23 protein-coding genes are annotated in these 26,944 nt (G+C 45.8%); 4 read left to right on the plus strand and 19 right to left on the minus strand.

Features of this window, described 5'->3' with window-relative positions; translation table 11 throughout:
* Window positions 1–16: 16 nt before the first annotated feature.
* The 9 genes from V9W66_RS07965 to trxB all read right to left on the minus strand — a co-directional run bounded on the left by V9W66_RS07965 (window position 17) and on the right by trxB (window position 9,716).
* Window positions 17–778: a DeoR/GlpR family DNA-binding transcription regulator gene (locus tag V9W66_RS07965; RefSeq protein ID WP_144095015.1), complete on the minus strand. Its 762-nt coding sequence runs from the start codon at window positions 776–778 to the stop codon at window positions 17–19.
* A gap of 420 nt (window positions 779–1,198) precedes the next feature.
* A complete protein-coding gene (locus tag V9W66_RS07970; protein ID WP_144095013.1) occupies window positions 1,199–2,512 on the minus strand; it encodes a M28 family metallopeptidase in 1,314 nt (437 codons plus the stop codon).
* Between the two features lie 205 nt (window positions 2,513–2,717).
* Window positions 2,718–3,407: a C40 family peptidase gene (locus V9W66_RS07975; RefSeq protein ID WP_144095011.1), complete on the minus strand. Its 690-nt coding sequence runs from the start codon at window positions 3,405–3,407 to the stop codon at window positions 2,718–2,720.
* Between the two features lie 426 nt (window positions 3,408–3,833).
* Complete coding sequence (locus V9W66_RS07980) at window positions 3,834–4,691, minus strand: YitT family protein (protein WP_144095009.1); 858 nt, start codon at window positions 4,689–4,691, stop codon at window positions 3,834–3,836.
* 178 nt (window positions 4,692–4,869) lie between these two features.
* The gene (locus tag V9W66_RS07985; protein WP_144095007.1) at window positions 4,870–5,712 is read right to left on the minus strand and encodes a Cof-type HAD-IIB family hydrolase; all 843 of its coding nucleotides are present in this window, start codon (window positions 5,710–5,712) and stop codon (window positions 4,870–4,872) included.
* Window positions 5,713–5,872: 160 nt separating this feature from the next.
* On the minus strand, window positions 5,873–6,430 hold the full coding sequence (locus V9W66_RS07990; protein ID WP_243121807.1) for an alpha-amylase family glycosyl hydrolase: 558 nt from the start codon (window positions 6,428–6,430) through the stop codon (window positions 5,873–5,875).
* On the minus strand, window positions 6,427–7,392 hold the full coding sequence (locus tag V9W66_RS07995; protein ID WP_144095005.1) for a PTS sugar transporter subunit IIC: 966 nt from the start codon (window positions 7,390–7,392) through the stop codon (window positions 6,427–6,429). Before V9W66_RS07995 ends, V9W66_RS07990 begins: the two co-directional genes overlap by 4 nt.
* Window positions 7,393–7,753: 361 nt before the next feature.
* A complete protein-coding gene (locus V9W66_RS08000) occupies window positions 7,754–8,791 on the minus strand; it encodes a LacI family DNA-binding transcriptional regulator (protein ID WP_243121806.1) in 1,038 nt (345 codons plus the stop codon).
* Window positions 8,778–9,716 (minus strand): thioredoxin-disulfide reductase, encoded by a 939-nt coding sequence (trxB, locus tag V9W66_RS08005; protein ID WP_144095001.1) that lies wholly within the window; start codon window positions 9,714–9,716, stop codon window positions 8,778–8,780. Before trxB ends, V9W66_RS08000 begins: the two co-directional genes overlap by 14 nt.
* Before the next feature lie 168 nt (window positions 9,717–9,884).
* Between trxB and V9W66_RS08010 the strand changes: the two genes are divergently transcribed.
* The gene (locus tag V9W66_RS08010) at window positions 9,885–11,657 is read left to right on the plus strand and encodes a DUF885 domain-containing protein (RefSeq protein WP_243121805.1); all 1,773 of its coding nucleotides are present in this window, start codon (window positions 9,885–9,887) and stop codon (window positions 11,655–11,657) included.
* Between the two features lie 10 nt (window positions 11,658–11,667).
* On the opposite strand, the gene V9W66_RS08015 is transcribed toward V9W66_RS08010, so the two are convergent.
* The 3 genes from V9W66_RS08015 to V9W66_RS08025 form a co-directional block, all read right to left on the minus strand.
* Entirely contained in the window at window positions 11,668–11,949 is a 282-nt protein-coding gene (locus V9W66_RS08015; protein WP_186290098.1) for a hypothetical protein, read from the minus strand.
* 5 nt (window positions 11,950–11,954) lie between these two features.
* Complete coding sequence (locus tag V9W66_RS08020) at window positions 11,955–12,368, minus strand: acyl-CoA thioesterase (RefSeq protein ID WP_022426656.1); 414 nt, start codon at window positions 12,366–12,368, stop codon at window positions 11,955–11,957.
* A 66-nt stretch (window positions 12,369–12,434) separates the two neighbouring features.
* A complete protein-coding gene (locus V9W66_RS08025; RefSeq protein ID WP_059086280.1) occupies window positions 12,435–12,665 on the minus strand; it encodes a hypothetical protein in 231 nt (76 codons plus the stop codon).
* A 295-nt stretch (window positions 12,666–12,960) separates the two neighbouring features.
* Here V9W66_RS08025 and V9W66_RS08030 point away from each other — a divergent pair, with 295 nt between their 5' ends.
* Complete coding sequence (locus V9W66_RS08030) at window positions 12,961–14,169, plus strand: IS110 family transposase (protein ID WP_144100615.1); 1,209 nt, start codon at window positions 12,961–12,963, stop codon at window positions 14,167–14,169.
* An 89-nt stretch (window positions 14,170–14,258) separates the two neighbouring features.
* On the opposite strand, the gene V9W66_RS08035 is transcribed toward V9W66_RS08030, so the two are convergent.
* Entirely contained in the window at window positions 14,259–14,984 is a 726-nt protein-coding gene (locus V9W66_RS08035; protein ID WP_144092601.1) for a hypothetical protein, read from the minus strand.
* 836 nt (window positions 14,985–15,820) lie between these two features.
* Between V9W66_RS08035 and V9W66_RS08040 the strand changes: the two genes are divergently transcribed.
* Window positions 15,821–17,377 (plus strand): CapA family protein, encoded by a 1,557-nt coding sequence (locus V9W66_RS08040; protein WP_439362989.1) that lies wholly within the window; start codon window positions 15,821–15,823, stop codon window positions 17,375–17,377.
* A 149-nt stretch (window positions 17,378–17,526) separates the two neighbouring features.
* Here V9W66_RS08040 and glgB read toward each other — a convergent pair whose 3' ends face one another.
* The 5 genes from glgB to V9W66_RS08065 all read right to left on the minus strand — a co-directional run bounded on the left by glgB (window position 17,527) and on the right by V9W66_RS08065 (window position 25,705).
* Entirely contained in the window at window positions 17,527–19,413 is a 1,887-nt protein-coding gene (gene glgB, locus V9W66_RS08045) for a 1,4-alpha-glucan branching protein GlgB (RefSeq protein ID WP_144092599.1), read from the minus strand.
* 211 nt (window positions 19,414–19,624) lie between these two features.
* Entirely contained in the window at window positions 19,625–21,028 is a 1,404-nt protein-coding gene (locus V9W66_RS08050; RefSeq protein WP_144092597.1) for a polysaccharide deacetylase family protein, read from the minus strand.
* A 226-nt stretch (window positions 21,029–21,254) separates the two neighbouring features.
* Window positions 21,255–22,589: a trigger factor gene (gene tig / locus V9W66_RS08055; protein WP_144092595.1), complete on the minus strand. Its 1,335-nt coding sequence runs from the start codon at window positions 22,587–22,589 to the stop codon at window positions 21,255–21,257.
* Between the two features lie 78 nt (window positions 22,590–22,667).
* Entirely contained in the window at window positions 22,668–24,167 is a 1,500-nt protein-coding gene (locus tag V9W66_RS08060) for a polysaccharide deacetylase family protein (RefSeq protein WP_243121587.1), read from the minus strand.
* Window positions 24,168–24,220: 53 nt separating this feature from the next.
* On the minus strand, window positions 24,221–25,705 hold the full coding sequence (locus tag V9W66_RS08065) for a polysaccharide deacetylase family protein (RefSeq protein WP_243121586.1): 1,485 nt from the start codon (window positions 25,703–25,705) through the stop codon (window positions 24,221–24,223).
* Window positions 25,706–25,957: 252 nt separating this feature from the next.
* Here V9W66_RS08065 and V9W66_RS08070 point away from each other — a divergent pair, with 252 nt between their 5' ends.
* Window positions 25,958–26,398: a type IV pilin gene (locus tag V9W66_RS08070; RefSeq protein WP_021653070.1), complete on the plus strand. Its 441-nt coding sequence runs from the start codon at window positions 25,958–25,960 to the stop codon at window positions 26,396–26,398.
* A 99-nt stretch (window positions 26,399–26,497) separates the two neighbouring features.
* Here V9W66_RS08070 and V9W66_RS08075 read toward each other — a convergent pair whose 3' ends face one another.
* Window positions 26,498–26,944, minus strand: a complete 447-nt coding sequence (locus V9W66_RS08075; RefSeq protein WP_144092593.1) for a DUF1934 domain-containing protein — start codon at window positions 26,942–26,944, stop codon at window positions 26,498–26,500.

Consider the following 26,944-nt stretch of genomic DNA (forward strand, 5'->3'; position numbering starts at 1 on the left):
CTTTATTACTGTCTGCTCAGAGTAATTTCACTCCGGTATTCCTCAGTATGTTCACAATGGTATCATCCGGAAATTCATCGGTAATGATCCCGCTGATATCATCAAAATGTGTATATTTATAAGATTCGTTAAAATAAAACTTCTCTCTCTCCATAACCACATATTTATGTCTGCTGCTCTGCGCTGCCGCCTTCTTGGTCAATCCATCCTCCACTCCGGATGTAGTAACTGCAAAATCTGTCATATCCACGCCACAGCTTCCCAAAAATGCCCGGTCAAAGCTGTACTGCTTGATCACCTCAATGGCCGCAGCTCCCATAAATCCGTTCACCGAACGGTACATAGTTCCCCCTGTGCCTATGGCCGTGATGGACGGATTCGCAGCAAGAATCTGCAGGATATCGATCATATTGCTGACAACCACAATATGCATACCCGACGAAGCGATAAGCCTTGCCAGCTCTATATTTGTAGTGGAAACATCCAGAAAGATCGTTTCGTTATTTTTGATCAGCCTGAAGGCTTTCGCAGCGATCACTTTCTTCTTATCAAGATTGTACATACGCCTGTCTACTACGTTTCTCTCCAGAGGATACTCCTGTGACAGGATCGCTCCGCCGTAAGTCCTCTTTAATCTGCCTGCATTTTCAAGGATCTTGAGATCCTTGCGGATACAGTCCTCCGTAACCTGAAACATCTCGCTTAATTCTTTGACCCTGACTTTTCCTTTTTCGCGGAGACATTTCTCTATTGCATTCTGTCGTTCTTCTGTAAACATGGTCCTATCTCCTCATTCCTGATTTTTCTGTGATAAAAGTTCCAGAAATCAATACTCCGCAAAACAATATCCGGCGCATTGATCCCTGGAAAGCCTGTGATTTCAGTATAACAGTTCGATATCTTACTGTCAATTATTTTGTATTATTTTTTATTGTTTTATCGTGTTTCGATCAAATCAAGTAATTCCGCTGATTCAATTGCGAACCTCCGCTTGCCCCCTGTTACGCGAATCCCTTACAAAGCTGCAAATATCCTCCTGACTTTAAGCCACATGTTCCCTTGCGGAATTATAAAGGTCAATAAACATTGAAAATATTGAATAACTTATGAGGACTTGCCTGTACTCTTCCCGAAACAGACAAGTCCCCAAAGTTCCATAACAAATATCCAGTTATGAGCAGATAAAATCAGATTTTTACTATCTGTACATATATTCGTCCAGCTCTCCGATAAATTTCTCCGGCATCTTTCTCTCAAACGGGAAAACCTCCGCATTCCCCAGTTCATCTGCAATACATCCCAGAAGGATCGCACTTCTCTCCAGCGACCAGGCAGACAGCAGATCAATCGTATCATAACGGGTATGCATGCCAAAACCATCCCGATTCAGAGTCATGGCCGGAATTCCCTTCCATGCAAAAGAATTGGAATCACTTCCCCAGATCTGATTCTTCACAGACGCTCCGATCCCTGCTCCGTCAGCGATCTCAAGAAGCTTATCACAAACAGAAGCCTCTCCCGTCACTCCCAGAACATTTCCTCCGATCAGCTGCCCGGCCAGATCTACATTCATATTAAAACGATGCGCTCCAAGCTCACTCTCATGAACTCTGATATAATCCCGGCTGCCCAGCAAGCCCTTCTCCTCAGCACCAAACCACACAAATTCCATAGTCCTGCGCGGTCTATACTGCTGAAAATATCTGCAAAGCTCCATGATGATCGCCGCCCCAGCCATATTATCATAGGCCCCCGGTCCCTCCGGCACCGAATCATAATGCGCCGTAATTGTCAAGATCTCATCTTTCTTATCCGTACCTTCGATCCTCGCCACTACATTACGGGATCTGCACGCCGTCACATCCTGTTCCACAACCAGGCACACCTCAGACGCACCCTCCGTCACCAGCTCCACTGCATCCTTATAATGAAGATTCGCTCCCGGAATCCTGCCACTATATTTTTCCTGCATCTCGTGAATATCCTCTGCAGACTCCGACAATCCTTCTGTCTCTTCTGCTGCATCCCCCGGAAAGATCATCGGCAGGCTGCGCTGACAGGGAACCCTGTCCACTCCTTCATCCAGCGGAGAACCCTCCACACTGATAAAACCAACAGCTCCGGCGCTCACCAGTCTCTGATACACATCACCACTCACCCGGCCATTCACCATAACGATCTTACCCTTCGCCCGTGAAAGACTGACAGCATCTCCATTCTCCACATACAAAAAATCCGCTTTCAGACCTTCTGCCCCAGTATTTCCACATCTTCCATACCCGGTCACCACATACTCCTTCTGATAAGGCTCCACAACCTTAAGCACCGCTCTGTTGATCCGAAACCCCCAAAAATCAAACTCCTCCATCCGATTCTTCACTCCGAAGCTGTCCAAAGTATCCCGGATCATCTTCGCCGCCTTCACTTCCCCCGCAGTACCCGCTTCTCTGACAAAATCAAACCCGGCCAGAAACTCCATCTGCCGCCTGCCGCTGATTTCCTTCGTATTCATAACCCCACAACCTTTCTGAATTTTTTCCAAGTCCCACCCGCTGCTTATTGCTTTTCGCAACCCGCAGGAGACTTACTTGATTCGGTTAAATTATACACTATTTTTCTGCAAAAAAACTGCCTGCAGCTATTTTTCAGCCTACCCGGCCAAAAAATCTCCGCAGACAGTTTATATTTCACATCTATAAATCAACCGTGTCTTTATCCTACTCCACAAACGAACCAACCGCAGCCGGAGCCCGGTAATCATAGTCAGAAACCTTGATCCCTGTAGCCGCTGTACTGGCGTGAACGATCTTGCCATCACCAATATAAAGAGCCACATGATCAATACCACCATCACCATAAAAAACCAGATCACCAGCCTCAATGTCCGCAACACTCTTCTTCTCAGAAGCCGAACACTGAGCTGCAGCAACACGGGGAAGCTCATACCCAAACTCCGCAAACACAGACATCACAAACCCCGAACAATCCGCCCCGTTAGTCAGACTCGTACCACCATAAACATAAGGATTCCCCACAAACTGCAGCGCAAAATCCACAATCCTCTGCCGCATCTCCAGACGCGCAGCCTCAGCAGCCTTACGCTCCTCTTCCGCCTTACGCGCAGCCTCAGCAGCCGCTTCAGCCTCAAGCCTCTCCTGTGCGATCACCTCAGCCTCAGCCTTCGCCTCCTGATACCCCTGAACCTCAGAAACCGTCTTATCCGCCAGAGCACTGGCAAAAGCAGAAATAGAATCCGCACCATCCGAAAAATCATCCTCAATAGAAAGCTCCTCCACATCCCCATCAGACACAGCACTGACACCATCCACATCCGCAAAAACAACAGAAGGAATCACACCCACAAGAACAGCACTCAGAACAACAGCAGCAAATTTCTTATAAAACATAAACAATAAAACTCCTCTCAGAAAACCACGCAGCAGCACAATCCATCCATTCAGACAGACATTCACAATCCACTTCGCCACGCTCCTCGCTCGCTAATTTGTTACAACTTTATTAAATTTGTTACGTAAGTGTGTATCCTACCATAAAAACCCCCACCTGTCAAACCCTTTCACAAAACCTTCACACACCAATCAGCCATCCAGCCCTCATCAATCCCCACTTCCGCCAGTCGCCTCACACCCCCACCACTACCTCCCGCCCGGAACCGAACACCCGTCTCCCCGGCGTCCGCCATCCACCACAAAAAAGAGCGCCCCGCAGCCCATCCAGCCCGCAAAGAACGCTCTCCTAATTTCCATCAGCTTACAATCATACACAATCACCTACGATCAGCATACAATCCCATACGATCCCATACGATCGCATCAAATATAACTCATAAACCCCTTCCCAACAACCTCACTACTCTTAGTAACCATCAAAAACGCCTGCGGATCCACCTCATCAATAAACCTCTGCAGAAGCACCGCCTGTCTCACATCAACAACCGTCAGAATAATCTTCTTATCCTTATGCGAATAAACACCCTCCCCATGATAAACCGTAGCACTCCGATCCAGCCCATTCATAATAAACTCACAGATCTCATCCGGCTTACTGGAAATGATCGTAAAATACTTATTCAGCTTCATCCTCTCAATAGACTTATCGATCAGCAACGTCTTAGCCATAAGCCCCAGTACAGAACAAAGCCCCGTAGTAAGATCAAACACCATAAACGAAACAACAACGATCACACAATCCACCGCAAACAATGCACCCGAAATATTCATCGTAGAATACTTCTTAATGATCATCGCCACAATATCCGTGCCACCACCCGAAGCATTCTCAAAAAACAGCAGCGCCGCAGCCAGCGCCGGCAAAATGATCGCAAAGCAAAGCTCCAGCATAATATTCCCCGTCAGCGCCCTGTCCATAGGAAAAAACTTCTCAAACACATTCAGAAGCAAAGAAGAAACAACCGTAACATAAGCCGTCTTCACTCCAAAATCCCGGCCAAGAACAATAAACCCGATCACCAGCAAAATCAGATTGATCACCAGGTTGATCTGCGCAGACGTCATCGGAATAAAATGCGAAAACACAACCGCCATACCCGAAACACCACCAAAGGAAAAATTATTCGGAAACTTAAATACATAAATCCCCACATCCATCAGAACAACAGCAAACGTGATAATAATATACTCCATCACACGCTTTGGCATCAGATTTTTCATTAAAAAATATCCTCCTAATCTCCTCAAATAATTTTCACCGGTAACTACCGGTCAAAACCAGCAATCCCCGCATCCTCTTTGTTTATCATACCTTATATCACCAAAAATGCAAATAAAAAAAGACAGAGAAAAATACATTTCCCTGTCCCTTATATCAACGATCACGATCAACCACCGCTTACAGCCCGAAAAACCTCTCCAGAAATTCCGCCACACCATCATGATCGTTATCTCCGGTCACCTCATTCGCTGCATCCTTTACATACTGTTTGGAATTGCCCATAGCAACACCGATGCCTGCACCCTCCAGCATTTCCAGATCATTCTCATTATCTCCGAAAGCGATCACATGCATCCGGTCAATACCAAGCTTTGTGCGAAGCATGGCAAGACCCACACCCTTGTCCACGCCTGCTGCATTAAACTCCGCATTGCCGCTGATGGAAGTAGTCACTGCCACATCATCCAGATCCTTCCATTTCTCGCGAAGTGCCCTGCTGGTCTCCATATCCTCAAAATAAATATTGATCTTCTCTGCCTGATCCAGAATATCTTTCTGATGATAAAAATCCTTAACATATACATGTCTGCTGAGGAAATAATCTACAAAAGTTTTTTCCAGCAGATCTTTATCCGCTACAGATGCCACATAGTCTCTGGCATCCGCATCAGAATAGGCAATTCCGTTTGCATAAACCTCTGCGATCCAGCCTTTTGCGTCGCTGTTTTCCACATCCTTCAGGATTTTGCTTACCATTCCTTTGGGCATGGTTTTTCGCCAGATCATCTCATTTTTATCGTAATCCCAGACAACACAGCCGTTTTCCACGATTCCCCATTTCACACCCCGGAGCACAGAAAACTCCCGGGGGATCAGCTCTCTGGTCCTTCCGGTTGCAGGCACCACATAATGTCCGTCATCGATCAGACGCTGCAGAACATTTCTGTTCCTTTCAGAAATCTTATCCTCACTGTTCAGAAGAGTTCCATCCATATCCACTGCAATGATATATTTTTCCATAATTTCCTCCTGTTTGTCTTTTCCCCACAGGCAAAAAGCGCATCTGCACTGCACCCGGATATCCTTTGGCAGTACAGATACGCACAAATACTCATACCTGCTCTCTGTAAAGCGGAGACTTTTCTTCCACTTTACTACTACATATACAACAGCTCAGGAATCACCGGATCCTCATCATAAACGCCTCGTACGGTCTTAAGTCCGCTTTGATTCCTGTTCTGTCCTTATAGTTTGCAATCTTAATATCCTCTTTATCGGACACATATTTCACAAGACCTTCTGTACTTACCATATCCTCAGAAAGGTTTGCCACCACGATCCACTGCTCTTTGTCGGAAGTTCTTAAATATGCAAAGATCTTCTCGTCTTCCGGAAGAAGGAGCTGATAGTCACCTTCTGTGAGAAGCTCTTCCTCATGACGAAGACAGATCAGATCCTTATAATAATAAAACATGGAATCATTTTTTTCCAGAGCTTTTTTTACATTGATCTCCTGGTAACGATCAGAAAGGCGGAACCATGGCTTACCGGTCGTAAATCCTGCATTTTCGCTGTCATCCCACTGCATAGGAACCCTGGCATTGTCACGACTCTTATTCCATACTGCCTTGCGGAAATCATCCTCAGAAATGGTTTTGTTCTTAACGACAAGATCCTGATATGCATTACGAACCTCGATATCCTCGTACTCCTCCAGCGGAAACTGCACGTTTGTCATACCGATCTCCTCTCCCTGATATACATAAGGAGTTCCCTGCATACCATCTTGTTATCCCAGAGCATCTTCATCAACATTGCCATACCTACTGCCGGAAGAAGTCCGCCGCAAACTGTCAGACCATTCATAACAACATCCGGGATGGCATCCAGAAGTGCACTGACTGCATCAGATCCGAACAGGATCCCGAAAAATGCGAACAGGGAATATAAAAACCAGTTTACAGCCCAGAGCCCATAGTGAAGGGCAACGATCTGTTTTTCTTTTCCTTCTGCCGCCAGACGGTCGAAGGTTTTTGCAAACATACCTACAATAAAAATGTAGAGAACGGTCTTGATCTGAAGACCAAGGATACCGATTGGAAGTGCAAGTGTCAGGGCAACCTGTCCGTGGATCAGACGGTCATCTACACGAAGTGCGGTGATCTTTGCTGTGGAATTGTCATAGGACTGGGGAGCCAGAGCTTTTTTCGGTGCGGACTTTTTTGCATACGATGCAGCACCTTCTGAAATCTGCGCAGTATTTTCGATACCCTGTGCAGTATCTTCTTCAGCATTTTTTTCAAATGTGGATTTCTTTCCACCGCCAAAGTCCACTACCTGAAGCTCTTCTCTGGCATCATCGATAAACTCCTGGATCTCATCCTCTGTCACATCGTCATCTGCCATCAGGACCTGCATCAGGACCGGAAGGTTGGTTCCTGTGATCAGCGTAACATTTTCTTTCTGGCTGTATCCCAGAAGCTTCTGATTTACGCTTCCTTCCATCAGATCTGTGAAAGCGAAAATCCTGTCGTTTTCATGCTGTGCGAAATATTCTTCAAACTTTTTCTCCACATTGTCTTCCGGTGTCACATAAGCGTCGATGGTTGTGATCTCATCCATTTTTCCAACGATCAGCTCTGCTGTATAACGAATGCCGGAGGCCATTTTTCCATGTGTGGCGATCAGAATCTGTTTCATCTGGTATTCACTCCTTCTGTACTCTTTCCCTTTGGTTATGTACATAACTTATCATTGTAACAAGTTCAAAATCATGGTTTTGTGCAGGTTTCACATAGAACAGCAAATGCTTATTATCCACATCTTCAGCACGAACCTACACAGGATAACTCTTCTACGATTTCAGGTAAATTTACAAAAAGCCGAAAATACTCTGACTGTCAGACACTGACAGTCAGAGTATTTTCGGCTTTTGATATTTTTATATCTCAGATTCTCTGTACTCTTACTATATTGAAAGTCCCGATTTTCTATTTTTCACAGTTCTGCAGTGACTTCTCGTATCTACCCCCTGATCAGATCAGGTACATTCTCTGCAGACTTACTTTTCCTCATGCTGCGGCTGTACAGATCTCCTGAGGATCAGCGTGACCGGAAGCATGATCTCATTTTCACGCTCTTTTTCCACTCCATTGATCCGTTCCATCAGAATTTCCACTGCAAGAGACGACTTCTGCTCCACATTCTGACTGATAGTAGTCAGACGAGGCACGGAAAATTCCGCATAGCTGATGTTATCGTATCCTGCAATTCCGATCTCCTCCGGAATCTTTACTCCACGACTGCTGAAAAAGCTGATAGCCTCCAATGCATAGAGGTCCGACAGGAAAAACAGTGCGGCCTTTGGTTTTTTCCGCTGGAGCAGCCACGCATAGCTTTCTTTTCGTTTGGCGTAGTTCATTCCAAGAGCGGTAAACTGCACCTTCTGCTTTTTCTTTGCAAAATCCTTCGCCGCCCGCTGAGCGCCCATGTAACGAAGATGATCCACACCATTATCACGGCCTGCACAAACCTGGATATGCTCATAGCCGCATTCCAGAAGATATTTTGTCATAAGATAGCCGCCACTTTCGTCGTCCAGTCCGATATTCAGGACATGGTTTTCCTGTCCTGCATCAAGCTCACCATATGCATCAATAGAAACGATCGGTTTGTTGATCAGCTGATAGATTTTTTCGCAGTTGCTTTTGCTGAAGGAAATGGCAATAACCCCATCTACATCCCAGCCCATGACCATCTGGAATATCTTATCTGTATCCTTTGCGGAATACAGCATCAGATAATATCCCAGTTCCTGCACGTATTTCTCGATAAAACCGATGATCTTTCCATAAAAAGGATCTCCGATGACAGAATCCTTGAAGTCTTTATGATAATTGATCACAACTGCGATCAGCTGGGATTTTTCTTTATTCAGAACTCTCAGTCCCATTTTCTGGACATACCCCATCTCCCGGATAAGATTCTCGATCTTCTGAATATTGGCAGGAGATACTTTTTTTGTTTTTCCATGTATGACGTTGGAAACAGTTGTTGTACTCACGCCTGCTCTTTGTGCGATTTCCTTAATCGTTGCCATTATCTTTCCTCCAGAGATATTTCTGTGCGGAAGACACTGCATTGGCTCCGTCTGAAACAGCAGTTACTATCTGGCGAAGTGCCTTGGTACGAATATCCCCCGCTGCAAAAACCCCAGGTGCGCTGGTAACACCCTCTTCTCCTGCACAGATATATCCATTTTCATCCAGCTTGAGCTGGTCCTTTACAAGTGTCGTATTAGGAACGATCCCCACAGCAATGAAAACACCTTCTGCGGTCAATTCCCTCTCTTCATTTGTTTTTATATTACGGATCTTAAGACCGGTCACTTCATCCTGTCCCAGGATCTCAAGGGGAACACTGTCCCACACCATTTCTATATTCTCACAGGCAAAGACTTTCTCCTGAAGTGCCTGATCTGCTCGAAGCGCATCACGGCGATGAACAAGATATACCCTTTCACAGAGGCCGGAAAGAAAAACTGCATCCTCTGCTGCCACGTTTCCTCCCCCCACTACCACTGCGGTCCGATCCTTATAAAAAGCTCCGTCACAGGTAGCGCAGTAGGAAACACCAAGGCCGCTCAGATCATCCTCTCCCGGGATATCCAGCTTCCGGTGCTCTGCCCCAAATGCAAGAATCAGGGCTTTCGCCTGATATTCATGCTTTTTTGTACGAATCGTCTTGATCTCTCCGGAAATATTTTCCAGGGAAAGAATCTTCTCTCGCTGCGGTTCCAATCCCAGCTTCCGGGCATGCGCCCCAAAGGCTTCTCCGAGATCCATGCCCGATATCCCCGGCATTCCCGGATAATTATCCACCGCATAGGTAGCTATGACCTGACCGCCCGGTGCAAAGTTTTTATCGATCCATATGGTATTTAACCTGGCCCTGGACGCATAGATCGCTGCCGTGATCCCAGCCGGACCTCCGCCTAAAATTGCAAGATCATAAATATCACTCATGTTATTTCTCCATTTTTGTATATTTCCGCTCACATAATATCATAGATTCCGTAATTTTCCAATATGATAGAACAAAGCGCCACTCTGAAAGGACGTTACTGTTTGCTTCGAGACCATCAGCACTCTCCACATGGTATATGTCTGTAAACAGTAATGAAAGACTGTCTTATGTCTCTTAAAATCAGAAAAAATAAATCTCCTATTTTCATCACTCTGCTTCTTATCCTGGCACTTCTCACCGGCCTTACTGCCGGTTATTTTTCCACTCACGGGATCACAGAAAACGGAAAATTCGAAGCCTTTTCCGGAAAAGTTTTTCAAAATGAAGTTTCCGGCAGCACCCTTACCCTCCATTATACCCTGGCACATCCGGAAAAACAGGGTATCCGGAGAAAAAAAGCTTCTCTTGGCACTGTCCCCACAGATATGAAAAATACATACCAGATCTGCAGCCAGTACGAAAAAAAGCTGAAATCCTTCCGCTACAGCCGCCTTTCCACGGAAAATCAGCTGACGCTGGACTCCATGCTCCTCTATTACCACACGGAAAAATCACTGGGCGACAATTATCTGCTTCAGGAGCCTCTTGGCCCAAGTCTTGGTATTCAGGCTCAGCTTCCGGTTCTTCTGGCGGAATATGCCTTTTATGAAGATCGTGATATCACCGACTATCTCACTCTTCTCACCACCATCCGCCCATACTTTCGGAGCATCCTGGAATTTGAGAAAAAGAAATCCGAAGCTGGTTTTTTTATGAGTGACACCACACTGGACCGGATCCTGGCACAATGCAGTTCTTTTATCCGGAATCCCGACAACAGCTATATGCTGAATATCTTTCAGAAAAAACTCTCTGAATACGGAAAGCTTTCCGTGCCAGAGCAGAACGCTCTGCTCCTGTCCCACCAAAATCTTATGAAAACAGAAGTCATCCCAGCCTATCAGGAACTTATGACCGGTCTGGAAGCTTTGCGTGGCACAGGAAAAAACACTCGTGGCCTGACTTATTTCAAGGGAGGAAAAGCCTACTATCTCTATCTTCTTCAGAGTCAGACCGGCTCTTACGTTCCTGTAAAGCAAATGGAAAAACGACTCTCCAGACAGCTTTCCGACGAGATCGGCATCGCAGGAACCATACTTCGACAAAATCCGGAGCTTCTGACTACTCTCAGCCGGGGAATCACTTTCAGAAAAATAAAGCCTGCCCAGATGCTGAATGCCTTGCAGCAGAAGATCCAAACAGACTTCCCACCTCTCACAGATGTCACCTTTGAGCTCCGCACAGTCCACGATTCCATGAAAGAATATCTAAGCCCCGCCTTTTATCTCACCCCACCTATGGATACCGGAACCCCCAATGTAATCTACATAAATCCGGCTGCCAGCTACCAGGGCCTGGAACTTTTTACCACACTGGCACATGAAGGATTCCCGGGGCATCTTTACCAGACTGTCACCTTCCAACGCCAAAAATCCTCCAACATCCGAAATCTTCTCTGCACCTCCGGCTTTGCAGAAGGATGGGCCACCTACATCGAACCCTATGCCTACCAGTACGCCGCCGATTATATTCAGGATCCTTCTGCCACAGAGCTTGCCAGGATCTCCTGGCTGAACCGAAGCATCAATTTATGCATGTACTCCCTTCTGGACATTGAGATCCATTACAACGGCTGGACTCAGGCCGAAGCCGCCAGCTTTCTGAGAGCCTTTGGTATCGAAGACAGCGCCGTTGTCTCCGAGATCTACCAGTATATCCTGGAAACCCCGGGAAATTATCTGAAATACTACTGGGGCTACTTAAGCCTTCTGGACTTACGCACCTCCGAACAGAACCGCCTTGGCCAGGACTTTGATCTGAAAGCCTTCCACAGCCAGATACTGAAGATCGGCGGCGTACAGTTCCCGGTGCTGGAGAAGTATATTGATGCGGAATTTTGAAACTGTTTTTTCACTCCAACCCAGCAAAAAACAGTTCATAAAAATCATCCTCACCCTCAAGCATCGGAGAATTCTCTCCACCGCCATTGGTACTCCTCTTCATCGCTGCATAAAATTCCTCACCAGCTGCGATCAGATCCATCTCATAAACCGGAACCCCAAGCTCCCGGCACTTCTTACAGAAAGCAGCCAGCGGCTCTTTCTCCCTGCGGGTAGCAAGCAACATCTCCCGAAGCGCCGGGTCCCTGTGGGCCTTTTCCTTCAGATTATCAAGCATCTCCACAACTTCCATCAGACTCAATCCCCCTTCACACAGCTTCTGAACAGCACATCCAGTTCCGGAATCTCTTTTTTCAGAGAAACCAGCTCCCCATTCCTGGTAAAACAATGCTTCGAGGAAGCCTCTGTACAAACCTCACCTCTGGTCACATTAAAAAACTCATAAGCCAGCTCCAGAACCACACCACTGTACTTCTTCACCGAAACCGAAATCCCAACTACATCATCAAAAAGCACCGGCTTCTTATAAGAAACTGAAACCCCTGCAACCGGAGAAACAATCCCCCGCTTCTCCACCTCACCATAACCAAAGCCCAACTCCTTCATGAAATCGATCCGGGCCTCTTCCATCCATTTCACATAATTGGAATGATGGATGATCCCCATCTGATCCGTCTCATGATACTGTGCCTTACGCCTGTAAACACCCATGTTTATATCCTCTCTTCTGTAAAAATCTGACATTTGTCGCCAGTAACAAAATATCCTCTTTATTTCTCACAAACCATACTCTTTATACAACTCCCTGCAAGCCTCCGCACTGTCTATGATTTTCCCAATCTCATCCATTCGACCATCCGCGATCAAACGATTGATCAACATCCTCATCCTCGTTTCTCCAATAGCCTCGCCCTCTGCTTTTCCTTCTGCTTTTCCAATAATTTTCCCACGTGCTTCTCCCAGCTCAAACAAGCGTTCCGATTCCAACTGTAAAACCTTTCCACCCATAACTTCATCTACTCCTTTCTACTACAATATATTTATGGTTAATATCCCTTACAGCCAGTAAGGAATTATCCATCTTGTTGCTTAAGCTGTATAATGATGGAGCAATTGGTATATCGTCCCTTTTCTTGGACATCGCGTCCGCAATTAAGACTGATAACCAGCTCCTCATTCGCAGCGTTCGTTTTATGCAGGTTGAATCGCCATAGGTGCATTCGCGTCACACCACAGTAGATTGAATAGGCAATGAGTAAAACTGGTATTTATCCATTGCAATAATCTTAAGGAGTGACAATTTATGAACGCAGTAGGTATCGATGTTTCAAAAGGTAAAAGTATGGTTGCTATCATGCGACCATTCGGTGAAATTGTTTCCACACCTTTTGAAATCAAACACACGGCCAGTGACATCCGTTCACTTGTAGAACTAATCAATTCTGTTGAAGGTGAGTCCCGAATCGTGATGGAGCACACAGGACGTTATTATGAAGTCCTCGCTCATCAGCTTTCAGAGGCAAATCTTTTCGTCAGTGCCATTAACCCAAAACTTATCAAAGACTTTGATAATGATTCTCTTCGTAAAGTGAAATCTGATAAAGCGGATGCTGTTAAGATTGCCCGATATGCTCTTGACAAATGGCAAAATCTTAAACAGTATAATGTTATGGATGAATTACGTAATCAGCTCAAAACCATGAACCGTCAGTTCGGCTTTTACATGAAACACAAGACGGCTATGAAAAATAATCTTATCGGCATCCTTGACCAAACCTATCCTGGTGTTAATACTTACTTTGACAGTCCTGCACGCAGTGACGGCAGCCAGAAATGGGTTGATTTTGCATCTACATACTGGCATGTGGACTGTGTCCGTAAAATGTCCCTGAATGCCTTTATCGACCATTATCAAAACTGGTGCAAACGCAAGAAGTACAACTTCAGTCAGTCAAAAGCTGAAGAAATCTATGGAAAAGCAAAGGAACTTGTTCCTGTACTTCCAAAGGATGCCATTACAAAGCTTATTATCAAGCAGGCTGTAGACCAGCTTAATAGTGCCTCTACAACTGTTGAATCACTACGCACTCTCATGAATGAAACTGCATCCAAACTCCCGGAATATCCTGTCGTTATGGCTATGAAAGGGGTTGGAACTTCACTTGGTCCTCAGTTGATGGCTGAGATCGGAGATGTTTCCCGTTTCACTCACAAAAGTGCTATTACTGCATTTGCCGGTGTAGATCCTGGTGTTAATGAATCCGGAACCTATGAACAAAAAAGTGTTCCTACCTCAAAACGAGGTTCCGCTGATCTTAGAAAGACTTTATTTCAGGTAATGGATGTCCTGATTAAAACGCATCCTCAAGATGATCCTGTTTATCAGTTCTTAGATAAGAAACGTGCTCAAGGCAAGCCTTACTATGTCTATATGACTGCAGGTGCTAACAAGTTTCTAAGAATCTACTACGGACGAGTGAAAGAATATCTTTCATCTCTTCCAGAATCTTAATTATCCACTAATATTTTCAGACCAGCACTGGTGTGGTGGTCTTATTTTGATACCCAATTTTCAACCTGTATAAAATTTTCAATGTTCTTTCAATTTAGCCTTGACTTTTTATTTGCAGGCTTGATTTTTTCTTCTTTTCGGAAAATGTAATCTGATATCCTTACAATCAATCTATTCAAATCTGTATATAGATCAGACCTTCCAGACATCGAAAGCTCTTTCTCCAGATTCATCCGTATAGTTTCATATTCATTCAATAATCTTCGTAGTTTCTCAGAATCCTCCCCTATTATATGCGCCGACTCCTCGTATCTCATTACATAAAACGGAAGTAACATCAGTAAATTCTTCTCAAAAATGCTATCCTTTGTATAACGCTCCACCTTCACCGTCGGAACACGATATACACACACCTGCCCATCCGGAAGCAGCAGTTCCACTTCCTCAACATCCGGCGTATTCTTCGTAGATCTTAAATAGATTACACATGATCTCGGAAACTCCACATAAAACTTCCGTCCTACTCTCCGCCTACTCTCCAAAGCAATCGCAAAATCATACTCAAACATTCGGATTGCCATCGTAGTATCATCCGTACTCTGACACTCAATATGATACACCTTATCCCCGATCAAAAGCTGGGCATCCGTGATCAGTTCCCCGTCCTCCAGCTGATGCTCATTCCGAAGATGCACGATCTTCACATCCTTCGGATATGAGGTATGAAACACCTCGTTGATAAGCGGAACGAGCAGGTAAGTCATCTTCTCCACCATTGTCCGGAAAACATCGTCAAATATAGTATTGTTATTCATTAACACTCCTACTGATATATAAATTATACCACACAAAGAAAACATAAAAACCCCATAAAACGGATTTTCATAACCTTCACAGTAACAAAAAATGGAAAACGCTTCAGAACCCGAAGCTCCAAGAATGTCCATACAGACAAAAGATCTTATAAGATATACCAACCATACCATACACCAGAAAAAAAATCACGCAAAACCCATCCAAAAATTCCACCACAATTCGACACACTCCCAGACGACAGCGAAGCGCCTCGACACACTCCCAGCCGACAGCGAAGCACCTCGACACACTCCCAGCCGACAGCGAAGCGCCTCGGCCCACCCCCTTCCTATCAAACCACAAGGAAACTCAGCCTTTCCTCCACGCCGTCCAGCGCAGCGCTGACGGCTCATCCAACTCCCGCCCAGCCACCCTAGCCCTACCGCCTTGAACCTCACAGCCCGAGCCGGGGATGCTGTCTGGTCTGCCTCTGCAGGAGGGGAGCTGATTCTTGGCTGCCCCCGACGAAGCCGCAGACCAGACAGCATCCCCGGCTCGGGCGTACGTTCACCCCCACCACCCTCTTCCCACCAAAATAAAAATCTGCTATAATACAACCACACAAGAAAAATCAAAAATAACAGAGCGAACAATCACCAATCAATCGCATTCAAAATCCAAAGAAAGACAAGGTAAAACATAAATGAAATTTCCACCCAACATCAAAATCCCCGACTCCCTCAAAGGAGTCTTCAAAAAAAGCTCCACCCCGGAGCCCCTCAGAGAAACCCGGCGCAACCCCAAGGACAACATCCCCCTGAACTTCCGCGAACGCAGCAATGCCCGCGTAAGTCTTATGGCATCCGTCATCGTCCTTGCGATCCTGGTCCTCTTCTTCAATCAACTGGACTACCGCCTCATCCGCAAACCAGCCATAGACGCCCAGAAAAAAGCCGCGGCAGTCAAAGCCAAGGCTGATCAGGAAGCAGCCGACACCACTGCCGAAACTACCACTGCCGAAACTACCACTGCCTCCGTCATCGCAGTAGGCGACAACCTCTATCACCAGAGTCTCATCGACGCAGGCGCATCCTCTGACGGCAACTGGAACTACGACAAGATCTACACCCACATCCAGGACGCCATCAAGGACGCAGACATCAAAATGATCGATCAGGAAACCGTCTTCACAACCGACCATGACAGCGTAAGCTCCTACCCATCCTTTGCAACACCCACAGAAGTAGGAGACGCCATTATAAAAGCAGGATTCAACGTAGTAGAATCCGCCAACAACCACATCGATGACTTCGGAGAAGGCTTCCTCACAGACACACTGAACTTCTGGAAAACCAAATATCCGGATGTCACACTTCTGGGGATCCACGCCTCCCAGGAAGATGCCGACACCGTCAAGATCCGTGAAGTAAACGGTATCAAGATCGCATTTCTGGATTACACCTACGGCACAAACGTAGGCGGCATTGAAGGAAAAGACTACATGATCGACATGATCCGCAAAGACAAGATCACAGCCATGATCCAGAAAGCAAAACAGCAGGCCGACTGCATCATCTTTGTAGCACACTGGGGTACCGAAGACGAAACCATGCCAAACGAATACGAAAAACAGTGGGCAGCCTACCTTATGGAGCAGGGCGTAAATGTCATCATCGGAGGACATCCACATGTACTCCAGCCATATGGCCGCCTTACTGATGACAAAGGCAATGAAACTGTAGTCTTCTACTCTCTGGGAAATTTCGTATCCACCCAGCAGAAGCTGGAAGAACTTCTCGGCGGAATGGCAAAATTCACCATTCAGAAAACCGTACAGGACGGCAAGACCTCAATTGAGATCCTGACCCCTACAGTGGAACCTCTGGTCATGCATTACAACAGCGATGCCGGTGAATTCGGACCATATATGCTTTCCGATTACACAGAAGAACTTGCATCTCAGAACGGTGTACAGTCATACATTGGCTCCGGTGTATTCACTCTTGACAACCTGAAAAAGAAGTTCAACGAGATCATGTCCATGAATGTCACTCCATCCACAGGAACCAACCTCCTGGATGTGACCATTGACACAGACCTGAACATGATCGATGCATCCGGAAATGTCGTAGAAGATACCGACTCCATCACAGCAGAAAAATATTACGCAGATAAAGGCATTGACATCACTTCCGAAGACTTTAACTCTGCTGATAATAACTCAGGCAGCACAGACGACTCCTCAGATGACGACTCCTCGGATGACGACTCCTCGGATGACGACTCCTCAGATGACGACTCCTCGGATGACGGTTCCTCGGATGACGGTTCCTACGACGACAGTTATTCTGACGACGGTTCCTACGATGATGGTTCCTACGATGATAGTTCCTACGATGATAGCGAAGAATAGCGATAACTTTTCGTAACCAGTTTACACCCAGATCCATAAAATACCGGAGATCCGGCACCTCTGAAGCCAACACTTCAAAGGTACACAGATCTCCGGTATTTTTATTTTATCTTTTATATTTTCTTTCAAAGATTTCACTATACAGAATATCAGTATGTAAATACACCAACTCCATAAGCTTCCAACGGATATGCAAAAGAAAATTCCCGGTTATCACAATTTTTCTTTTCGGCTTTAAATACCTTGCCCTTTGGAAGAAGCCCCTGCTCATCCATGATCAGTTTGTACTGTTTTTTCTTCGGAACACCTACACGGTAATCCGGACGTGCTACCGGTGTAAAGTTGCATACTATCAGGATATTATTACGTCCTGTAGGAGATTTTCTCACAAAGCTGAAGATACTTCTGTCGCCATCGTTGGCATTGATCCACTCAAATGCAGATGGATCATTATCTGCACCGTAAAGTGCCGGATATTTGCGGTAGATATGCAGAAGATCACTGACATACTGCTGCAGCTTCTGATGATTTTCCTCGCCAAGAAGATACCAGTCAAGCTCTCTGGCCTCACTCCACTCACGCAGCTGTCCGAAATCCTGTCCCATAAACAGAAGCTTCTTACCCGGATGCCCGAACATAAAAGTATATCCGGCCTTCAGGTTCTTGAATTTATCATCCAGCTCTCCTGGCATCTTCTCCAGCATAGAACACTTCAGATGTACTACCTCATCATGAGACAGAACCAGAACATATTTCTCACTGTATGCATAAGTCATAGAAAATGTCATCTTATTATGATTAAATTTACGGAAATATGGATCCAGCTTCATGTATTCCAGGAAGTCGTTCATCCAGCCCATATTCCACTTCAGAGAGAATCCAAGCCCGTCGTCTTCTGCCTTACCTGTTACCATCGGCCATGCGGTAGATTCCTCTGCGATCATGACAGTTCCATGATTTCTTCCGAGAACAACGGTATTCAGATGCTTAAAAAATTCAATAGCCTCCAGATTCTTGTTTCCGCCGTATTTATTGGCGATCCACTCACCGTCTTTCTTACCGTAATCCAGGTAGAGCATGGATGCAACCGCATCTACACGAAGACCATCGACATGGCATTCCTCTACCCAGTAAAGAGCGTTTGCGATCAGGAAATTCTTCACCTCCGGACGTCCGTAATTGTAGATCTTGGTTCCCCAATCCGGATGCTCACCCTGTCTCGGATCTGCATGCTCATATACAGCAGTTCCGTCAAAGTTAGCCAGTCCGTGTGCATCCTTCGGAAAATGTGCCGGTACCCAGTCAAGAATGATACCGATTTTCTGACGGTGAAGATAATCCACCAGATATTTGAAATCCTGCGGTGTTCCGTAGCGGGAAGTCGGTGCGTAATAGCCGGTTACCTGATAGCCCCAGGAACCGTCAAAAGGATGCTCTGCGATACCCATAAGCTCCACATGGGTGTATCCCATTTTTTTGACATACTGTGCAAGCTTCGGTGCCAGTTCTCTATAGGAATAGAAACCATCCTCATCCTCTGCTGTCTGCGGATGCTTCATCCAGGAACCCGGATGCACCTCATAGATAGACATGGCACTTGTGTCCGGATCAAAGTTCTCACGATTTTTCATCCAGGTATCATCTTTCCATTTGTAGTTGGTGATATCTGTAATACGAGAGGCTGTTCCGGGACGCATTTCAGCGGCATTGGCATATGGATCTGCCTTGTAAAGTTCCTCACCATGTGCACCTGTAATGTAAAATTTATACAGCTGTCCGATCTTTGCTCCCGGTACAAATGTCTCATAAACGCCAATGGGTCCAACTTTTTTCATGGGATTCTTCTCCGTATCCCATTCGTTGAATTCACCTACAACAGAAACCGCCTGTGCATTAGGTGCCCACACTGCAAAATAAACCCCTTTTTTCCGGTTCTGCGTGTCTGGATGTGCTCCCAGCTTCCTGTAAATATCATAATTCGTGCCCTGACCGAAAAGATACTGGTCAAGCTCCGTAAATTGTAATTTCTTTCCCATTTTCAGGTACCTCCCTTTATAGTTCTGCCACCGTCCATTCCCCAATTTTAAGTGGAGCTTTTTATTCTATAATTATACCAATCCCCATATTTTCAGTCAAGGAAAAACCCGCTCCGGCTAATATGTGTCTATTATCCGACAGTGTCAGATAAAGTCAAAAAAGAGACCTGAATGACGCACATTTTGTCATTCAGGTCTCTCCTGTTATTTTTTAATATTCTTCGCTTCCATCGTCATAAGAGTCATCGTTGGAACCGTCATCATAGCTTCCATCATTGAAAGATCCATCAGAAGAATCACTTTCGTCAGAGCCATCGGAATCACCTTCATCGGAAGATCCGTCACTGACATCAGATCCGTCGGAAGAATCGCTTCCATCGGAGCCATCCTCAGAGGAATCCTTTGAATCGCTGGAATTTCCTGCATATCCTGCAACACGACCAGCCTGAAGAGAGCTGTCCCAGAAGTCAGAATAGGAAGCACTCTGTAACGTAACATCCTTCGCTTCTGCAAGCTCGCTGACTGTTACAAGCTTATATCCCTGGTCGATCAGTGCCGGGATCAGCTTCTCTGTGGCACACTTCACAGATGGTTCATGAATATCATGCATCAGGATGATAGAACCGTCTCCCAGTGAGGAATCATTCATGATCTGGTTATAATCTGCATCCGCATCCATCAGCTTCCAGTCCAGAGAATCCGTAGACCACATGAAGAAAGGCTTGCCAACTGCACTTATCTGCTCATCTGTGATCGCGCCATACGGTGCACGACATACCGTTGGTGCCTGCCCACAGGCTTTTACCAGTGCATCATCCGTCTTCTGGAACTCCTGCATAACAGAATCCAGATCCATATTCGGCAGCGTCTGTTCCGGATGATCCCAAGTATGGTTACCGATCTCGCAGCCAAGCTTTAACATTCGCTGTATGGTAGATTCATGGCCCTCCACATTCTGTCCCAGCATAAAGAACGTAACATGGATATTGTATTTCTCAACAGTATCAAGAAGTGTCTCTGTATACTCTCCAGGACCATCATCAAAGGTCAGAGCGATCATCGGGCGCTTCTTGGAAGGATCATAAGAGCCATCCTCATTAAAATAATAGTCCTTCACACCTTTCTCCACCCATCCGGTCTGCATGTATCCCTTTTTATCAAAGCTGTATGTTGTTCCGTCAATATCCGCAAAACCATTTACATAATATGTACCATCTGGATTCTGATACCACTTTCCTGTAGAATCCTCATGCCATCCCGGAGTCATAACAGAAAGCCTTTCGCCTGCTGCACTGCCCTTTACCGGCATCACCGTTGCATCCGTACCGGAATCCGCGCTGTCTGTATCCGAAGCAGCCGTATCCGTCGATGCCGTACCGTCCTTCGTACTGCTGCCTGTGGAAGCTCCGGCGGTATTTGCCTGGACATTTACTGTCTCCGCATCCTTATTGCTTCCGCCGCCTGCATGGTTGACGATGGGAAGAATTACCCCTCGAACAACAAAAACCAGCAGAAGAATCGCCGCAACTACACAGGTTATCCGCTTCATCATCCGCCGCCGTCTTAACTGCTGCTGTTTTCTGCGCATCCTCTCACGCAAAACTCTTTTGTCCATTTTTTACATCCCCGTTTATATACTCATATCTTTCTTTGATATTTAATGTCTGTCTTTAATCATACCGCATTTAACGCTTAAATACAATGGAAATTCCCGAAAGAATCTCTTAATTTGTTACTGTTCACTCCGTTCTCAGTAACACGCTTCGCGATGCACATGTAAAAAAGTGGTACCCGAAACACATTCCGGGCACCACACTTTTTTAGCCACTGATACTGTCAGATCACTTCTGACCCGCTGCATCCTGATCCACCTCGCCGTCTTCCGGCACCATATCTGTAGCCTCTGCCGCCTCCAGCTCTTCATCCACGGTACCTTCCGCACTGCTTCCGTCCGAGGAAGGATCATCTCCGTTTACTCCCTGGGTATCACCGGCAGAAACCTTCTCCTCAACCGTTGCATTGTCCAGGATAAAATCTTCCACTCTGAGAAGTCCGATGGATTCATCCACGGCTGCCTGTCCGTATTTATCTACCAGCGCAGCCAGATCCTTCACACTGTATGCTTTGATCAGTTCATCCTGGATACGGAGAGATTTTTTGTCTTCAAGTGTCATATTCTCCGCATCCATGATCCCCTGTACGATCAGGTTCTGCTTTACTTTAAACTCCGCATACTGACCGCTCTGCTCCTCAAAATCATCCATGGAGATTCCCTGAGCTTTTACAAAATCCTCCAGCGTCATATCACCCTGTTTTGCATAATTCTCATACAGACTGCGAAACTCTGTCTTGGCTGTATCCAGATCCTCCTGTGGATATTCCTTCACTTCAGATGCTGAGAGCACTGTGTTCCATGCAGTTTCACGCAATGTGTTCTGTGCACTTGTCTTCGCTTCATCCTCCAGTGTAGTACGGATTTCCTTCTTGTACTCATCCACACTCTTGCAGTCTGTATTCTTGGCTACCCAAGTATCGGTAAGCTCAGGTGCACGCTTAAAGCTCTGCAGAGTGACCTTAAATACCACTTCCTGTCCGGCCAGCTCTTCCGAAGAGTATTCCTTCGGGAAAGTCAGATCGAGATTCTTAGTCTCACCTTTTTTCATTCCGATGATCCCGTCCTCAAATCCGTCGATAAACGTTCCGGAGCCTATGGTCAGCTCATAATTATTTGCAGTACCGCCGTCAAAAGCCACTCCGTCCTTGGTTCCCACATAATTAATGGTAACCACATCTCCGTTCTGAACACTGCCTTCCGTTACTTCCTCAGCCTTGTTCTGAAGCTCTTCCTTGATCCTTCCGTCAACCATATCATCGGTTACGGCTTCTACGGTGTTATCAAGAGTCAGCCCCTTATATTCTCCGATGGTCACATATTTGCTCACATCATCCACGGAAACAAGTCTTGTGTCTCCGGAGGCTGCCTCTTCGCTGTCTTTATTGGAATCCGTTTCTTCTGACTCTTTGGAATCTGCAGATCCGGAATCTTCTTTATCTGTTGTATCCTGCGCTTCTGCTGCAGGTTTTTTGTCATCTTTCTGGTCTGTTGATGTGCCACATGCAGTGATCGCCAGTGCCGCACACAGTGCAAGAACCATGAGATATGCTTTTTTCTTCATAACCTACTCCCTTCATCAAGTACTGTCGGTTCGATTATAATCTTTTTTTATACAGATTTGTAAAGTGTGTTTGCTGTCTTACATTTCCGGTACCGGTGTCGGTCTGGAAGAATCCCACACCTCCGATACATCAAACAGGTCACTGAGCATATCCGGATTGTAATACATTCTGTATCCATCCAGATTCCGTCTTCCCTGACGGAAATATTCACTTGTGATCTGCACAAAATACTGACTGGAATCTACATTGCAGAAATAGCGGTAGCCACGGCTCTTGTAATACTCATACTTCTCATTATCCGAGGTGTATCCTTCCCAGTCGCCGATATCCGCACCAAAGGCAAAAATGATCATATCGGTTTTTCCGAGGATGGGTGCCACATATTTTTCCCATTTTTTATTATCGGTCTTCAACTCCGCTGCTGTGGAGCTTGTAGCGTTTCTGTGACCCCAGGTATGGCTTGCAAATTCCCACCCGTCCTTTTTCATGGCCTTCGCCACTTTTTTGGCTGCTTTTACTTCTTTATCATAGTCAAAATCCGGATTGGCCTTGAGAAAAGCCTTCTGGTCATCCTGAAGATTCTTCTTGGTCTTATATGCCCCATCTGTACGGTAGCCCAGAACACCATTATAACCGGTCATTGCCAGAATACCCTTTCTTCCATGATAGGAAAAATCCGGATGTTCTTTGACAAAGGAATCCAGGATCGGCACCACATCGTAATCTCCGGTCACAACTGTACCGTCTGCCTTCTTATACTCGCATTTGATATCTCCGTTGTCGTCGATCACCAGCTTTGTGGCAAATCCGTCTCCGTCCATATAATGATAGTAGCTGACGTCATCCTCTGAAAGAACAAAAGGAATCTTGCCTTCCGGCAGCATGATCTTTCCCCTGCTCATGGTTCCGTCATCATTGATCACAGCCATATCATGAGGACTCACCAGTACGTAACCCTTATCATACATAATCTGGAGCATTTTTTTGAACTCGCTGACTGTGGTCATCATCTGATTATATCCGGCCTCATCGGAATCTCCGTCAAAGGCCAGTGAAGTATTCACGATCAGGGAATGAAAAAATACATGGGTGATATTCTCAAGTGGATATTCCACACAGGCATCTCTTTTTTTCATGTAGGCTGCTGCTGCTTCCTGCATCTTGTCACTGGTGGCAAATTTCCAGTTGTTTTTCAGCACGGAGATCGCGCCGGTGTAATCATACTGCTGTGCCAGTTTTTTGGCTTTTTTGAGAAGTGTTTTTTCGTCTGAGGAAGTACTGTCGGAGCTGTTCTCGACAGCTTCCCTTTTCTGTGCTTCTTTTTCTGCCTTTTTTTCTTCCTTCGGTGTCTCGGTAGCTGCCGGCTGATCCTCCGGGTCCGCTGCTACTTTGGCTTCTTCGGACTGTTCTTCTTCGGCTTCCGCAGCATCTGCTTCCGCTTCATCAGACTGTGTATCCTCGTCATCCTGTGTCCCGGAGATCATATTGTCCACCTGAACAGTGACCGGATGGTTTCCGCCCACAAGAAGTGACGCCGCAAGTACTGTTGTCAGTACACCTACAATTTTTTTCTTCATAATAATATATATGCCCCTTTCTAAAAGTCCCCTCGTATCTCCGGATATGACCGTTACATCGGCGGTACCGGTGTCGGTCTTGCCGGATCAAAAACATCTTTTACGTCAAAAAGATCGGATAACAGTTTCGGATTATAATACATACGGTATCCATCCAGATTTCGTCTTCCCTGACGGAAGTACCGATCCCGGATCTGTACATAATACTGGCTGGAATCCACGTTGCAGTAATAATTATATCCCTGCCCCTTCAGATATTCGAATTTATCCCCGGAATACTCCTGGTCATTGGTAATGTCGGTTCCAAAAGCAAAAATGATAACATCCGTTCCCCCGATCAGCGGATCTACATTTTTCTTGAAACGTTCGGTATCTGCCTGAAGCTTCTCCAGTGTGACCTGTCCCACATTCTGATGTCCCCAGGTATGGCTCGCAAATTCCCAGCCTTCTGCCTTCATGGCATCGGCAACCTTTTTTGCGGCTGCCCGTTCTTTTTCCAGGCTGAAATCCGGATGTGCATCCAGCCACTGTACTTTATTTTTATCCAGATCTGCCGGACGGGTCTCATAGCTTTCGTCAGTCCGGTATCCCAGGATCCCGTTGTATCCGGTAAGTGCCAGGATTCCTTTTGCACCGCGGTATGAGAAATCCGGATGCTTTTCCACAAAACGGTCGATCAGCGGAACCATGTCGTAATCTCCCACGGAGACACTTCCGTCATCTTCCACATATTCATTGCGGATCTTTCCTTTATCATCCACGATCAGCTTCGTGGCATAGCCGTCACCGTCCATGTAATGATAATAGCATACATCATCCTGTGAGAGGACAAACGGCGTTTTCCCAGGCGGAAGAAGGATCTCTCCCTCTGTGATATTCCCGTTGTCGTCTGCCTTTGCCATGTCCTTGATGCTTACCATCACATAGCCCTTGTCATACATGATCTGCGTGATCTTGTTAAACTCATCAATGGTTGTCATAACCTGATTATAATCTGCTTCTTTGTAGTCTCCGTCAAACGCTTTGGATGGATCCTTGATCAGAATATGATAAAAGACATGTGTCACCTTTTCAAGGGGCCATGCCGTACAGGTTGCTTTTATGTCTTCGTATTTTTTTGCAGCTGTCTGCATCTTCTTATCAGAATCATAGGACGGAGCCTTTTTCAGAAGATCGATAGCTTTGTCATAGTTATACTGACTGGCCAGAAGCTCTGCCTCTGCGAGAGTATCTTTGGAAGCGGTCTCTGTATTTTTAGTACCTGCTTCTGAAGCTTTTTCTCCGGAAACAGTCTGTTCTTTCTGTTTGTCAGAAGAAACCATCTTCTCTTTTGAAGCCCTCTCACTTCTGCCCTTCAGTACACCGCCCCCTACGGATGCCCCGACTGCGACGATCATTGCCACTGTTATGATGGCCAGACGTTTTCTGCGTTCCTTCAGCTGGCGCTTTCTGCGGCGTTTCAATACCTCTTTCCGCCATTCTTCGTACTCCGGAGTCCCCATTTCCGGTCGGGTACCCCCGGGCTTTTTCTCTTTCATATAATATTTCCTCCATCTCTGGTTTATCCATTACATATGTTAACTCAAAGATAGTTATATCCTGTATTCTCTGCAGCATACACAGATGAACTGCATCGTAATCATTATAACTGGTAACTGCTGAAATTTCCACCGTTCCACCTGTCTTTTTCACTTTTTTTTAATTGCCTTTTTGACGAAACAATGCTAAAATGTTGTTTGCGTAATGTAACCGATTGCGAAACAAATATATATATACAGGGGGATTCTCAAATGAGTACAGTTACCATCGTTCTTCTGGTCATCCTCGTTATTCTGATCGCAGCAGTGATCGCACTCTATTTCTTCGGAAAAAAAGCTCAGAAAAAACAGGACGAACAGCAGGCTCAGATCCAGGCTAACAAGCAGACAGTTTCCATGCTGGTCATCGATAAAAAACGGATGCCGCTGAAAGATTCCGGACTTCCACAGATGGTCATCGACCAGACACCTAAGCTTATGCGTCGGTCCAAGCTTCCGATCGTAAAAGCCAAAGTCGGTCCGAAGATCAACATCCTTATTGCAGATGAAAAAGTTTTTGATCTGATCCCGGTCAAAAAAGAGATCAAAGCTGAAGTCAGCGGCCTTTACATCGTTGGCGTAAAAGGAATCCGTGGTTCTCTCGAAGCACCACAGAAGAAGAAAAAAGGCTTCCTCGCAAGATTCCGTAAATGATCAGAATCCAAAACAGCCGCCATGCTTTCAGAAATTCCCCTGATGCATGGCGGCTGTTCTTATGTAGTGTAATTACATATCTTTTATTTTCTGCAGGATCTATAAAACAAAATCCTTGCAGTCTCGTGGCTGTACCTGGATCGCCAGATAGCAGTCTGCCACATGTTCTTCATTCATATCCAGCGCATAATCTGCTTTGATCTGAAGGTTCTCTTCGCTTTCCGTCAGCTCCAGATTCGTAGCTGAGATTCCCATCTGAAGTGTTCCGTAAGGGGTAGTATAATAGGTCATGTTTTTTTTGCCCTGTTCAAATACCATGTGTACATTGACCAGTCCCTTCTTGCTGACCTCCAGACCCGTTCCGGATACTTTTATGTAATTGATGGTGGGTTCTGCTGTTTCATCCAGCAGTTCCTCATATCTGAGATAATGAGAACCGTTGCGGAAATAATACTGTCCCGGAACAATGATCTCTATAGGTTCCTGATCCCCCTGTGCATCCATCATCTGAAGCCCTCTTACATGGATCAAAACTTCTTTCTGCAT

Origin of the sequence: Blautia massiliensis (ex Durand et al. 2017) (genome assembly GCF_051861785.1) — a bacterium.
Taxonomy (GTDB): Bacteria; Bacillota; Clostridia; order Lachnospirales; family Lachnospiraceae; genus Blautia_A; species Blautia_A luti_A.